The organism is Serratia sp. Ser99, from assembly GCF_024519545.1.
Classification (GTDB): domain Bacteria; phylum Pseudomonadota; class Gammaproteobacteria; order Enterobacterales; family Enterobacteriaceae; genus Serratia; species Serratia liquefaciens.
In genome coordinates this window covers 236,842-250,755 of the sequence record NZ_JALJRT010000010.1, presented here as the reverse complement: position 1 = coordinate 250,755, position 13,914 = coordinate 236,842, and the positions used below count along the sequence as shown (strand labels likewise).

Annotated in this window: 13 protein-coding genes and 1 other annotated feature; of the genes, 7 read left to right on the top strand and 6 right to left on the bottom strand. The window is 52.1% G+C overall.

Going from position 1 to position 13,914, the window contains the following annotated elements; genetic code table 11:
* Positions 1-222 precede the first annotated feature (222 nt).
* The 3 genes from clpB to rluD form a co-directional block, all read right to left on the bottom strand.
* On the bottom strand, positions 223-2,796 hold the full coding sequence (clpB, locus tag NR114_RS19850) for an ATP-dependent chaperone ClpB (protein ID WP_020825302.1): 2,574 nt from the start codon (positions 2,794-2,796) through the stop codon (positions 223-225).
* A gap of 130 nt (positions 2,797-2,926) precedes the next feature.
* A complete protein-coding gene (gene yfiH, locus NR114_RS19845; RefSeq protein WP_020825301.1) occupies positions 2,927-3,658 on the bottom strand; it encodes a purine nucleoside phosphorylase YfiH in 732 nt (243 codons plus the stop codon).
* Entirely contained in the window at positions 3,658-4,635 is a 978-nt protein-coding gene (gene rluD / locus NR114_RS19840) for a 23S rRNA pseudouridine(1911/1915/1917) synthase RluD (RefSeq protein ID WP_020825300.1), read from the bottom strand. The genes yfiH and rluD overlap by 1 nt, the downstream gene beginning before the upstream one ends.
* 131 nt (positions 4,636-4,766) lie before the next feature.
* Between rluD and bamD the strand changes: the two genes are divergently transcribed.
* The 4 genes from bamD to pheA all read left to right on the top strand — a co-directional run bounded on the left by bamD (position 4,767) and on the right by pheA (position 7,599).
* On the top strand, positions 4,767-5,498 hold the full coding sequence (gene bamD / locus NR114_RS19835) for an outer membrane protein assembly factor BamD (RefSeq protein WP_020825299.1): 732 nt from the start codon (positions 4,767-4,769) through the stop codon (positions 5,496-5,498).
* A 312-nt stretch (positions 5,499-5,810) separates the two neighbouring features.
* Entirely contained in the window at positions 5,811-6,152 is a 342-nt protein-coding gene (gene raiA / locus NR114_RS19830) for a ribosome-associated translation inhibitor RaiA (protein ID WP_020825298.1), read from the top strand.
* A 120-nt stretch (positions 6,153-6,272) separates the two neighbouring features.
* Positions 6,273-6,399, top strand: a sequence feature (Phe leader region).
* Positions 6,274-6,321, top strand: a complete 48-nt coding sequence (gene pheL, locus NR114_RS19825) for a pheA operon leader peptide PheL (RefSeq protein WP_187962929.1) — start codon at positions 6,274-6,276, stop codon at positions 6,319-6,321. It overlaps the preceding feature by 48 nt.
* A gap of 42 nt (positions 6,400-6,441) precedes the next feature.
* A complete protein-coding gene (pheA, locus tag NR114_RS19820) occupies positions 6,442-7,599 on the top strand; it encodes a bifunctional chorismate mutase/prephenate dehydratase (RefSeq protein WP_020825297.1) in 1,158 nt (385 codons plus the stop codon).
* A 40-nt stretch (positions 7,600-7,639) separates the two neighbouring features.
* On the opposite strand, the gene tyrA is transcribed toward pheA, so the two are convergent.
* Both tyrA and NR114_RS19810 read right to left on the bottom strand, forming a co-directional pair.
* Positions 7,640-8,761, bottom strand: a complete 1,122-nt coding sequence (tyrA, locus tag NR114_RS19815; protein WP_130016208.1) for a bifunctional chorismate mutase/prephenate dehydrogenase — start codon at positions 8,759-8,761, stop codon at positions 7,640-7,642.
* 6 nt (positions 8,762-8,767) lie between these two features.
* A complete protein-coding gene (locus NR114_RS19810) occupies positions 8,768-9,841 on the bottom strand; it encodes a 3-deoxy-7-phosphoheptulonate synthase (RefSeq protein WP_020825295.1) in 1,074 nt (357 codons plus the stop codon).
* Between the two features lie 643 nt (positions 9,842-10,484).
* On the opposite strand from NR114_RS19810, the gene NR114_RS19805 reads away from it, so the two are divergent.
* From NR114_RS19805 to NR114_RS19795, 3 genes are all read left to right on the top strand, one after another.
* Positions 10,485-11,831 carry an anaerobic C4-dicarboxylate transporter gene (locus NR114_RS19805; protein WP_234529157.1) on the top strand — a complete coding sequence of 449 codons (1,347 nt, stop codon included), beginning with the start codon at positions 10,485-10,487 and terminating at the stop codon, positions 11,829-11,831.
* Between the two features lie 237 nt (positions 11,832-12,068).
* The gene (locus NR114_RS19800; protein ID WP_020825294.1) at positions 12,069-12,833 is read left to right on the top strand and encodes a YdiY family protein; all 765 of its coding nucleotides are present in this window, start codon (positions 12,069-12,071) and stop codon (positions 12,831-12,833) included.
* Positions 12,834-13,165: 332 nt separating this feature from the next.
* The gene (locus NR114_RS19795; protein ID WP_020825293.1) at positions 13,166-13,384 is read left to right on the top strand and encodes a DNA-binding transcriptional regulator; all 219 of its coding nucleotides are present in this window, start codon (positions 13,166-13,168) and stop codon (positions 13,382-13,384) included.
* 158 nt (positions 13,385-13,542) lie between these two features.
* Here NR114_RS19795 and rplS read toward each other — a convergent pair whose 3' ends face one another.
* Positions 13,543-13,899 carry a 50S ribosomal protein L19 gene (gene rplS, locus NR114_RS19790; RefSeq protein ID WP_004950372.1) on the bottom strand — a complete coding sequence of 119 codons (357 nt, stop codon included), beginning with the start codon at positions 13,897-13,899 and terminating at the stop codon, positions 13,543-13,545.
* Positions 13,900-13,914: the final 15 nt, after the last annotated feature.

Below are 13,914 nucleotides of genomic sequence, written 5' to 3'. Positions count from 1 at the left end.
TATAGGGAGTTCTCAGAAGGCCGCAACCCCTAAATGCAAAAAACTTTTCAAGCGCTCAAATAACCACCAATAAAGCCATTTTAGGATATTTATTAGACGAAATTACGGGATTTTAGCGCCATTGCCAGGGCAAACAGCTTAAACCCAACCAAAGCCGATAAAAAAAGGGAGCGGTCGCCCGCTCCCTTTCATCGTAATCACTATATAGATAATAGACAGCCGTTACTGTTTGGCGACGATATGCTCGTCTTCCACATCCAGCGTCACCGGTATACCCGGGATCAGCTTGCCGGAAAGGATTTGCTGCGCCAGCGGGTTCTCGATCTCCTGCTGAATAGCTCGTTTCAGTGGACGAGCTCCATACACAGGATCGAAACCGGTTTTGCCCAACAGCTCCAACGCCGGTTCGGTCATAGTCACTTCGTAACCACGCTCTTCCAAACGTTTGTACAGACGTGCCAACTGAATCTTGGCGATCTCGGCGATGTGTTTCTGACCGAGCGGGTGGAACACTACCACCTCATCTATACGGTTGATGAATTCCGGGCGGAAGTGGTGCGTTACCATTTCCATTACCGATTCTTTCATCTGCGTATAGTTCATCTGACCAAAGTGTTCCTGGATCAGATCAGACCCCAGGTTGGAAGTCATGATCACCACCGTATTGCGGAAATCGACGGTACGGCCTTGACCATCGGTCAGGCGGCCATCATCCAATACCTGCAACAGGATGTTGAACACATCCGGGTGCGCTTTCTCCACTTCATCCAGCAGGATCACTGAATAAGGTCTGCGACGCACTGCCTCGGTCAGATAACCGCCCTCTTCATAACCGACATAACCTGGAGGCGCCCCCACCAGCCGCGATACCGAATGTTTCTCCATAAACTCGGACATGTCGATACGCACCATAGCGTCGTCGCTGTCGAACAGGAACGAAGCCAACGCTTTACACAGTTCGGTTTTACCTACCCCGGTCGGACCGAGGAACAGGAACGAACCGATAGGTCGGTTCGGATCTGACAGCCCGGCACGGCTACGACGGATCGCGTTGGATACCGCGCTCACCGCTTCGTTCTGGCCAATGACCCGCGAATGCAGCTCTTGTTCCAGACGTAACAGCTTATCCCGTTCGCCTTCAAGCATTCTGGCGACAGGAATACCGGTAGCGCGCGCCAGCACTTCAGCGATTTCTGCGTCGGTCACCCGGTTACGCAGCAGTTTCATAGTCTTGCCTTCGGCCAGCGTGGCAGCGGCAAGCTGTTTTTCCAGCTCTGGGATCTTGCCGTACTGCAGCTCCGACATCCGCCCCAGGTCGCCAACGCGACGCGCCTGCTCCAGGCTTATTTTGGCCTGCTCAAGATCCGCTTTAATATTTTGCGTGCCGGAGAGCGAAGCTTTTTCCGCTTTCCACTCTTCTTCCAGCTCTGAATACTCGCGTTCTTTCTGCTCCAGCTCACCGCTCAGCATTTCCAGGCGTTTCTTGCTGGCGTCGTCCGACTCTTTACTCAACGCCTGCTGCTCCAGCTTGAGCTGAATAATCCGGCGCTCAAGGCGATCGAGCGATTCCGGTTTGGAGTCCATCTGCATGCGGATGCTAGACGCCGCCTCATCAATCAGGTCAATGGCCTTGTCCGGCAGTTGACGATCGGAAATATAGCGGTGCGACAGCGTGGCCGCCGCAACGATTGCCGGGTCGGTGATCTGCACGTGGTGGTGCAGTTCATAACGCTCTTTCAAACCGCGCAAGATAGCGATGGTGTCTTCAACACTGGGTTCGGCGACAAACACTTTCTGGAAACGACGTTCAAGCGCCGCGTCCTTCTCTATATATTGACGATATTCGTCGAGAGTTGTCGCGCCGACACAGTGAAGCTCCCCGCGTGCCAACGCAGGTTTCAACATATTGCCCGCATCCATCGCGCCATCGGCTTTACCTGCACCAACCATAGTGTGCAGCTCATCTATAAACAGGATGACGCTCCCTTCCTGTTTAGACAGATCGCTCAAAACGGCTTTCAGACGCTCTTCAAATTCGCCGCGATATTTAGCACCAGCGATCAACGCCCCCATATCGAGGGACAACACGCGCTTATGCTTCAAACCTTCCGGCACTTCGCCATTGATGATGCGCTGAGCCAGGCCTTCGACGATGGCGGTTTTACCCACGCCAGGTTCGCCGATCAACACCGGGTTGTTTTTGGTACGACGTTGCAGCACCTGAATGGTACGGCGTATCTCTTCGTCACGGCCGATAACCGGGTCCAGTTTGCCCTGCTCAGCACGCTCGGTCAGATCGATAGTGTATTTCTTCAACGCCTGACGTTGGTCTTCAGCACCTTGATCTTCCACGCTATCACCGCCTCGCATTTGCTCAATGGCCTTACTGATTTTATCGGTCGTTGCACCGGCTGCTTTCAACAGATCGGTCAAGTTACCGCGATCTTCAAGCACCGCCAGAACAAAGAGTTCGGATGAGATAAATTTGTCCGCCCGCTTTTGTGCCAGCTTGTCGCACAAATTCAGGACACGCACCAGCTCATGCGACGGTTGAACGTCACCACCGGTACCTTCAACTTGAGGCAGACGAGACAAGGCCTGTTCGATCTCGGTGCGCACGCGCCCAGCATCGATACCGGCAGAAGTTAATAATGGACGAACCGTGCCCCCATCCTGATTGAGCAGAGCGCTCATCAGATGTAACGGTTCAATAAATTGGTTGTCGCGCCCAAGGGCTAGAGATTGGGCATCGGCGAGGGCAAGCTGGAATTTGTTAGTAAGACGATCCAGACGCATAACACCTCCAAGATTGGTCGAAATTGCTACTGGAGATTAAATGAGGTCATCCCTCAAATTTTCAAGGTTATTTCGACTGTATATTTTCGGTACTACATCATGCGCCGTTGGACCGTCCTAATTCAATAGGTTATATCAGCCAGATTAAACTTGCCAGACGTCCGGTTATTCCGTCGCGTCGATAGGAGAAAAAATGACTGATTTCGCTCACCGTACAACGGTCTCCGCCATAGATAGCATGAACCCCTGCGCGTTGTAGACGCTGACGAGCCAGTAAATAGATATCTGCGAGGTATTTATCGCCGCGAGGGGCAAAAGCCAGCTCAGCGCCGGGATCAACAGCAATAAATGCCGCGCGGACCTCCGGCCCTACCTCAAACTGCTGCGGGCCGATCGCCGGGCCGAGCCAAACGCTGATGCCTGCAGGCTGAGTGGAAAACGCCGCTAAAGTCTGCTCCAGCACGCCGTTACACAATCCACGCCAACCGGCATGAGCTGCAGCGACTTCATCACCAGACTGCGAGCAGAATAAAACCGGCAAGCAGTCTGCTGTCATCACTGCGCACACCTGTCCTGGCACATTGCTGTAAACCGCGTCCGCTTGCAAATCGACAGGCGTTTGCCCATCCAGTCGCACCACGCGCGTGCCATGCACTTGCTCCAGCCAGACTGGCATCTGCGGCAGGTTCGCCGCCGCGACCAGACGCTGACGGTTATCCGCCACCGCCTGAACCTCGTCACCCACGTGAGTGCCGAGATTGAGCGAACCGTACGGTGGCCGACTCACGCCACCGTTACGGGTGCTGCTGCAGGCTTTTACCCCTGCAGGCAGTGGCCAATCGGGCAAGATAAGCGAATCCATTACCAGTTCATCTGATCTTTGAATTCTTCGGTATCGAGCTTCAGTGCGTTAATCAGATCGACCATATCCTGCGGCAGCGGCGCATGCCACTCCATCTGGATACCGCTAATCGGATGATATAAACGCAGCATGGTGGCGTGCAGTGCCTGGCGATCGAAACCGCGCAATGTGGCAATGAATGCCTCCGAAGCCCCTTTTGGCGGACGTGGACGACCACCGTACAGCTGATCGCCCACCAGCGGGTGGTTAATGTGCGACATATGCACACGGATCTGGTGGGTACGGCCGGTTTCCAGACGCAGACGCAGGCGGGTGTGCGCGCGGAAGTGTTCCATAATGCGGTAATGCGTCACCGCCGGTTTACCCATCGGGTGGACCGCCATGTGGGTACGCTTGGTTGAATGGCGCGAAATCGGTTCTTCGACGGTACCGCCGGCGGTCATGGTACCGATGGCGACAGCTTCGTATTCACGGGTGATTTCACGTGCCTGCAACGCTTCTACCAACCGGGTCTGCGCCGGAACGGTTTTCGCCACTACCATCAGACCGGTCGTGTCCTTGTCCAAACGGTGCACGATACCGGCACGCGGTACGTCGGCGATTTCAGGATAGTAATGCAGCAACGCATTGAGCACCGTGCCGTCCGGGTTACCGGCGCCAGGATGCACAACCAGGTCGCGCGGCTTGTTGATGACCAAAATGTCGCTGTCTTCGTAGACGATATTCAGCGCAATGTCCTGCGGTTCCCAACGGGCCTCTTCTTCTATCTGTGCATCAATGGCGACCGTCTCTCCCCCCAGCACCTTCTCTTTCGGTTTGTTTATCGTTTTGCCATTGACCTGCACCCGATCGTCCAGGATCCAATCTTTTATGCGAGATCGTGAATAATCAGGGAACAATTCGGCCAAAGCCTGATCTAAACGTTGTCCGAGTTGAGATTCGGCCACCGTTGCGGTGAGTTGTACTTGTTGTGCCATATGCAGCTTCTTCGTTAACGTTGGGTTTTCACGGCGATGCCGTTTAATATAATGTGCTATTGTAACTGGTCTTTGTCGGGAGCTTAACGGACAGTCTCCCGGAATAACACCCTGAGGATAATCAAAACGTCATGACGCGTATGAAATATCTGGTGGCGGCAGCCACGTTGAGCCTGGCGCTGGCAGGTTGCTCCACATCCAAGGATGCGGTTCCCGACAACCCGCCTTCGGAAATCTATGCTACTGCCCAGCAAAAACTGCAGGACGGTAACTTTAAGGGCGCGATTACGCAACTCGAAGCGTTAGATAACCGCTATCCTTTCGGACCCTACTCTCAGCAGGTACAGTTGGACCTGATTTATGCCTACTATAAATCTGCCGATTTACCTATGGCTCAGGCATCTATCGATCGTTTCATGCGTCTGAACCCAACGCACCCAAACATCGACTACGTGATGTATATGCGTGGCCTGACCGATATGGCGTTGGATGACAGTGCACTGCAAGGCTTCTTCGGGGTCGATCGTTCAGACCGCGATCCACAGCATGCTCGCGCTGCATTTCGCGATTTCAGCCAGCTGATTCAGCAGTACCCGAACAGCCAGTATGTAACCGATGCCAACAAGCGTCTGGTGTATCTGAAAGACCGCCTGGCCAAGTATGAGCTTTCGGTGGTGGAATACTACACTAAACGCGGTGCCTACGTCGCGGTCGTTAATCGTGCTGAACAGATGCTGCGTGAATTCCCTGATACTCAAGCGACGCGCGACGCGCTGCCGCTGATGGAAAATGCGTACAAGCAGTTGCAACTGAACGGCCAAGCCGACAAAGTGGCCAAAGTGATTAGCGCCAACCCGGCATAGTCTGATGGGTAACGGCAGGAAAACAAAACGGCAGCTTCGGCTGCCGTTTTTATTTGCTGTAAATTCACCCAGATCAGGATAAATACACAAGCAAAAACACGATGTTAGCAAGACTGCAACACCGCTTATCCTTTCAATAATGCGCGTTCCGCTTCCAAGACTCAAGCGTTAGATGACCATTTCAGATGCTGAATCACAGATTGAACTAACTTTGCAAAAAGTGACAAAAAAACGTGATTTTCATCACGCATTTCAGCAAAAAGCGGGGTATGCTGGACTCATCCAAGACGGAAAGACAGAGAGGTAAGTTATATGACATTGAACATTACCAGCAAACAAATGGATATCACTCCCGCAATCCGCAGTCACGTCGAAGACCGTCTCACCAAACTGGAAAAATGGCAGGCCCAACTGATTAACCCGCATATCGTCTTATCCAAAGAACCGAAAGGGTTTGTTGCCGACGCCACCATTACCACACCTAACGGCCCGCTGGTAGCCAGCGCAAAACATGAAGACATGTACACCGCCGTTAACGAACTGATCGCCAAGCTGGAGCGTCAGTTGAACAAGGTGCAGCACAAAGGCGAAGCACGCCGTGCCGCCGCCAGCGTGAAGGACATCGTTCCGGAAGTGGAGCCGGAACAGGAATAACCGTTTAGCGGCTGTTTCACATCAAACGCGCCTGAGGGCGCGTTTTTTGTCTGGTTTTTTTATTGACGAGATAAAAACCTGCGGTTACTTTAAAACCTGTCTCACACACTTTGGATAGCACATGGTCCGTAAACCGTTTTTCTTCGCATTCTTTTTTACCTTCCCCTGATTGGGAGGCGTTTCGTCGTGTGATAAAGAATGCGAAGACGAACAGCAAAGCCTCCTGAAATCAGGGGGCTTTTTTTATGGCTATTTTACGACGTATAAAAATATAAGGCAGAAGCTGATTATGACCGACAACCCGTTACTCGTGCTGCGCCAACGCATCAGCGCACTGGATCTGAAACTGCTGTCCTTGCTGGCAGAACGCCGTGAGCTGGCGGTAGAAGTAGGTAAAACCAAGTTGCACTCTCATCGGCCAATCCGTGATAAAGAGCGTGAACGCGACCTGCTGGACGCCCTGATCGCCGCAGCCAAGCCCTACGATCTGGACGGATTTTACGTCACCCGTCTGTTTCAACTGATTATCGAAGACTCCGTACTGACTCAGCAGGCGCTGCTGCAGCACCAGCTCAACCAAATCAGCCAGCATTCTGCCCGTATTGCGTTCCTTGGCCCGAAAGGCTCTTACTCACACCTGGCGGCCCGCCAATATGCTGCTCGCCATTTCGATCAGTTGATCGAGTGCGGTTGCCAGAAATTCCAGGATATCTTCACCCAGGTTGAAACCGGCCAGGCGGATTACGCCATCCTGCCGATCGAAAACACCAGCTCCGGCTCGATTAATGACGTTTACGACCTGCTGCAACACACCAGTTTGTCGATCGTCGGCGAACTGACTAACCCTATCGATCACTGTGTGCTGATCGCCAGCGATACCGACCTTGATCAGATCGAAACCGTATATAGCCACCCGCAACCTTTCCAACAGTGCAGCCAGTTTATTAATCGCTACCCGCACTGGAAAATCGAATACTGTGAAAGCACCGCTGCGGCAATGGAAAAAGTGGCAAAGTTGAACTCGCCAAAAGCGGCGGCGCTGGGCAGCGAAGCCGGCGGTGCGCTCTATGGCCTGCAGGTACTGGAACATAACCTGGCCAATCAACAGCAGAACATTACCCGCTTTATCGTATTGGCGCGCAAGGCTATCGAAGTTTCCGAGCAGGTGCCCGCTAAGACCACGCTGATTATGGCCACCGGCCAGCAGTCGGGTGCCTTGGTGGAAGCGCTGCTGGTACTGCGCGACAACGGCATCATCATGACCAAGCTGGAATCGCGCCCGATTAACGGCAACCCGTGGGAAGAGATGTTTTATATCGATGTGCAGGCTAACCTGCGTTCTGAGGCGATGCAGAAGGCATTGAGAGATCTGACGCCAATCACCCGCTCGCTGAAGGTGCTGGGGTGTTACCCGAGCGACACCGTGGTGCCAGTCAACCCGTCCTGAATACCATTAAAAAGGGTTCGGCATAACCGAACCCTTATCATTATTGGCGACTGTCATTCGCCTGACGTAGCAGCGAACGGCTTTCCACTAGGAAACGCTGCGCATAGTCGCCAAACCAATGTTCGACCTTCTGGAAGCTCTGGATAAACGCCTGTTTATCACCCTGCTCCAACAGTTTTATTGCCTCACCAAACCGCTGATAGTAACGCTTGATCAGCGCAATGTTCTCTTCGGAAGACATAATGATATCCGCGTACAGCTGCGGGTCTTGAGCAAACAGCCGCCCGACCATCGCCAACTCCAGCCGATAGATCGGTGAAGAGAGGGCCAGCAACTGCTCCAACTGCACGTTTTCTTCCGCCAGATGCAAACCATAAGCAAAGGTCGCGAAGTGACGCAGCGCCTGAATAAACGCCATGTTCTGATCGTGCTCAACCGCGCTGATACGGTGCAAACGCGCTCCCCATACCTGCAGCTGTTCGAGCAACCATTGGTAGGCTTGCGGTTCGCGGCCATCGCAATAGACCACCACCTGCTTGGCCACGCTGCCTACGTCTGGGCCAAACATGGGGTGTAGCCCCACCACAGGGCCGCTGTGCGCCGCCAGCATGGCATTCAACGGGCGATTTTTTACCGAGGCCAGATCAACCAGAATACAGTCTGCAGGCAATGGCGGTAACCGCTCAATCACCTGTTCGGTGACGTGAATAGGGACGCTGACAATCACCATTCCGGCATCGGCAAGCAGCGTATCAGCCTGATTCCAGTCTTCCTGGTCCAACACTTTGACCTGGTAACCGGACAGCGTCAGCAAGCGATTAAACAACCGCCCCATTTGACCGTTGCCGCCGATAATGACGATCGGGCGCAGTTGCGGATGTAGCGTTTTAAAGCCTTTGTCGTTCTCGCTGACGTAAGACTCGCGCATCACCCTGCGCAGCACGTCCTCAATCAAATCGGGCGGCACACCCAGGTTTTCCGCTTCTTGACGCCGTGAGGCCAGCATCGCCGCCTCACGCTCAGGAACATACACCGGTAAGCCGTGGTGGCTTTTAACCTCTCCCACTTCCGCCACCAACTGCAGGCGTTTAGCCAGCAGCTCCAGCAGCGCCTTATCCACTTCGTCGATTTGATCGCGCAACGCGGTCAGTTCAGCCACCATAACTTACTACTCTCCAGTGCGTGCCGTCAGCGCGGCGCCGAGTTCCTGGTGCATATGGCGCAGCAGCGTCTCTGTACTTTCCCAGTTAATACAGGCGTCGGTAACAGAAACCCCATAGCGCATATCTGCACGCGGTTGCTCAGAAGACTGGCTGCCTTCGTGCAAGTGGCTTTCCAGCATGATGCCGGTGATCGAACGGTTACCCGCTTTGATCTGCTCTACCACGGACTCGGCAACCGCCGGTTGACGGCGATAGTCTTTATTCGAGTTGCCATGGCTGCAATCTATCATCAAGGACGGGTGGAGTCCCGCATCCAGCATCTGTTTTTCACAGGCCGCCACGTCCTCAGCGCTGTAGTTTGGCGTTTTACCACCGCGCAGGATCACATGGCCATCAGGGTTACCCTGCGTCTGCAGCAGGCACACTTGCCCAGCCTGATTTATACCGACAAAACGGTGTGGCATTGCCGCAGCGCGCATAGCATTGATCGCCGTGCCCAAGCTGCCGTCGGTACCGTTTTTAAAACCTACCGGCATTGACAGCCCTGAAGCCATCTCACGGTGAGTTTGCGATTCAGTCGTGCGCGCACCAATCGCTGACCAGCTGAACAAATCACCCAGGTATTGCGGACTGTTCGGATCCAACGCTTCGGTCGCCAACGGCAAGCCCATACCAACCAGATCCAGCAGCAGGCGACGCGCAATGTGCAGACCTGCTTCAACGTCAAACGAACCGTCCATGTATGGGTCGTTAATCAGACCTTTCCAGCCGACGGTGGTACGAGGTTTTTCAAAATAGACACGCATAACGATATACAGCTGATCGCTCAATTCAGCTGACAGGGTTTTCAAATGACGGGCGTAATCAAGTGCCGCATCCGGGTCGTGAATAGAACAAGGTCCGCACACCACCAGCAGGCGATGATCGCGCCCCTGCAGAATATCGGCGATGGTTTTGCGTGCCGTGGCGATTTCATTCTCGTCGCTGGCACTAAGCGGGAACTGGTTCTTCAGCTCTTCCGGAGTAATCAGAATCTGTTCTGCACTGATATGAACGTTATTGAGCGCGTCTTTTTGCATGATGCTATTCCTGTCGTTTGCCGTTATGCGTAAGCGTTGATAGAACATTGAGCGTTTCAGGTTCTTACCCTACCACGAAATGTAAAGATTTCAATCCATTTGGTGTAAATAAAAAATTACCACAAATAAAAAGCGCTAAATAAGTCATAGAAAAACCAGAATAAATAACTTAACACAATGATCATTAATGATTTTTAAGACTTTCAGCCACACGAGACTTCCTTGCACACCAAAATGCTAAAACCCGACAAAATCGTAAACAATTCGATACACTAGAAACGCAACGACCCACATGCCTCATCCACCGAACGTTCAAAAGCCTGAGGTTTACCCTTTCCACCGCAGAGAACCTTAACGGGTAAATCAAATCACCTAAAAATTAAACAACTGAAACACAAATAACAAACAATAAACCGGCAATTTATTTTCAATTACTTCCATCTATTAATTAAAATACAAAAATATGAGTAAAACCTATTGAATAAATATTGCGGAACTTCACAGTTATCGCGCGAAAAATAAATAATTATGGTGTTATTCGTTCGCACCTCTTTAGGGTTAATCTGCGTAGACAGAGCCCGTGTCACCTGCATTGAGAATGTATGAGCGTTAGCTGCTTTTCATTTCTTGACAAGGGACTATCATGATCACTTTGCAGTTCTTAATTATTATAATCTGCTTATTAGTCGGCACTCGGTTTGGCGGTATGGGGCTGGGCCTAATAAGCGGTATTGGTTTATTCCTCTTATGTTTTATATTCGGGTTGGAACCAGGTAAACCTCCCGTTGAGGTTATGCTGACTATTCTTGCAGTAATCGGTTGTGCTTCAGTGTTGCAAACTGCCGGCGGTTTGAACGTGATGATGCAATATGCAGAGCGACTGCTGCGCCGCCACCCACAGCACATCACGCTGCTTGCCCCTTTCACCACCTGGACTCTGACGTTCCTGTGCGGCACAGGGCATGTGGTGTACACCATGTTCCCGATCATTTCCGATATCGCCATCAAAAAAGGGATCCGCCCAGAACGCCCAATGGCTGTGGCTTCCGTCGCCTCGCAAATGGCCATCACAGCTTCGCCGGTTTCCGTGGCCGTTGTGTCCCTGGTTTCAATCATTGCCGCAGGACATGGGATTGGCAAAGCTTACACGCTAGTAGAAATCCTTGCCGTCTCGATCCCGGCTTCATTAGTCGGGGTGTTAATGGCGGCCTTATGGAGCCTGCGCCGCGGTAAAGATCTGGATAAGGACGCTGAATTCCAGGAAAAAATCAAAGATCCAGAACAACGGGCCTATATTTTTGGCAGCACCGAAACGCTGCTCAATCAGAGATTCCCCAAGCAGGCTTACTGGTCCACAGCGATCTTCTTTGCGGCTATCGCCATCGTCGTACTCTTGGGGGCTTTTGCTGATTTACGCCCTTCCTTTGCCAATGCCAAAGGGATACTGAAACCGCTGTCTATGAATCTGGTGATCCAGATGATGATGCTGATCGCCGGTGCCGTTATTCTGATGGGCTGCAAAGTCAAACCCGGCGATATTGCCAATGGTGCGGTTTTCAAAGCCGGCATGGTCGCTATTTTTTCCGTATTCGGCGTGGCGTGGATGAGTGATACCTTCTTCCAGGCACATATGGGAGAGTTAAAACTCCTGCTTGAAGACGTGGTAAAAAGTCAGCCGTGGACTTACGCGATCGTTCTGTTCCTGGTTTCCAAGCTGGTCAACAGCCAGGCAGCTGCGCTCACCGCGATTGCCCCAATGGCGCTGCAGTTGGGCGTCGACCCCAAAATGCTGCTGGCCTTCTTCCCGGCCGCGTACGGTTACTTCGTCTTGCCCACTTATCCAAGCGATTTGGCCTGCATCGGTTTTGACCGCTCCGGAACAACGCGCATCGGTAAATTTATCATCAACCACAGCTTTATTATTCCTGGCCTGATCGGCGTGCTGTGTTCCTGTATCACCGGGTATCTTCTGGTCATCACCTTCCTGTAATCACTTCCCCAACGGCAACGGTATTCCCCGTTGCCGCTCACACCATTGACCACATAAATAATAATGGTAATCAGTATTTTATGCCGTTAACAGGGTTAAAAGTCAGTAGAAGAAAAGTGAATAAGTGAGGACGAAAAATTAAAAACTTAAGCTAATAGTCGCTATTTTGGTCGCAATGGCGAACCGATATAATGTGACCGAAATCACTTATAACCACTCTTAACAACTGGATCAAAAATGCTCTCTTTACGCGCTCGCCGCGCTATTCCGCTGTTCATTAGCTGCTTAACGACTTTCACCAGTGTTTCAGCCCTTGCCGACAATACGCTTTTCACCGCGATGGACGATCCGGCCACCGCCAAAAAACCGTTTGAAGGCAACGTCCAGGCCGGTTACAACTCGCAGTCAGGCAACTCACAAAGCTCTACCCTGTTGGCCAATACCAGCATGACCTGGTTCAACAGCGATGCCGCTTATAGCCTGTGGGGTGCGGCCAATAACACCACATCCTCCAACGTGCGCTCGTCAGAAAAGTATCAGGCCGGCGGCCGTACCCGTTATAACCTGTCCGATCGTAATTACCTGTTCGGTCAGGCGAGCTGGCTGAGCGATCGCTTCAACGGTTATGATTCCCGCTCGACGCTGACCGGCGGTTATGGTCGCCAAATCCTCAATGGGCCGCTTAGCGATCTGCGAGTTGAATTCGGTCCGGGCGTGCGTCACGACGAATACCATGGCGGTGGGCGTTCCACCAAAGCGCTGGCTTACGGTGCGGCCAACTATTCGTACCAGTTGACCGACAATACCAAGTTCTCTGAAGGCGTTTCCGCGCTGGCGAACGAAGAAACCACGCTGAACTCCGAAACTGCACTCAGCGTCGCCATTAACGAAAAGTTCGCGTTGCGTCTGGCTTACACCGTGACTTACAACAGCAAGCCTCCAGCCTCTGCGCCAAAGAATACCGACACCACCACTTCTATCAGCCTGGTGTACGGTTTGTAATCCTTCTTACTTCTGCACCTGTTATACGACTAAGCCCATCATTGATGGGCTTTTTTTATGCCTGAAAATCAAATTTAGACATTTTGCTAAAAACATAACGTTTACTATTGACGAGTTTAGCAAATAGCTTAATACTGTATGTATACACAGTATTGATTAAATGGGTGCAGAGCATGAAAAAACTCAATCATCGCGGCTGAAGCCGTTACTACCATCAGGAGTGTCCGTTAATAAGCTGGGATGTAACTCCCACCTAACTAGGCAGGCTGCTGATTTTGATTGTGGCTTAATGCCCAACCCGTTTTCACTAAAAATATTGCAAGGGGGTTTTTATGATGCACTGTCCACTCTGCGGTAGCGTGGCCCATACTCGCTCCAGCCGTTATCTAAGCGAAGCGACCAAAGAGCGCTATCACCAATGCCAAAACATTAACTGCAGCTGTACCTTTGCCACGCACGAGTCTGTCGCACGCGTGATTGTAAAGCCTGGCGATATCGTTCCTGCACAGCCGCACCCGGAAAAAAGCAAACAGCGCGCCGCGGCGCTGTAATGCAAAGAGCCTGCAAACGCAGGCTTTTTTATGCCTGTAAAACGGACGTCCTGGGAGCATTTTCGCATCTTGCAGATGCAATCCCCGATCTGCAGGCATAAAAAAAGGGGTTGGCACAGTGCCAACCCCTTCATAGCTATTAACTTTTGGATGCAGCGTTAGCCGACGCGGTTCAGACGCTCTTTGATACGAGCAGACTTACCAGTACGCTCACGCAGATAGTACAGTTTGGCTTTACGAACGGCACCACGACGTTTAACAGTAATGCTGTCGATTACTGGGGAGTGAGTCTGGAATACACGCTCAACACCTTCGCCGTTGGAAATCTTACGAACAGTGAATGCAGAGTGCAGACCGCGGTTACGGATAGCGATAACCACGCCCTCGAATGCCTGCAGACGTTTTTTGCTACCTTCAACGACCCATACCTTAACTTCCACGGAATCACCCGGACGGAATGCAGGTACGTCTTGCTTCATCTGCTCTTGTTCAATTTGCTTAATAATGTTGCTCATAATATGTCTCTTACC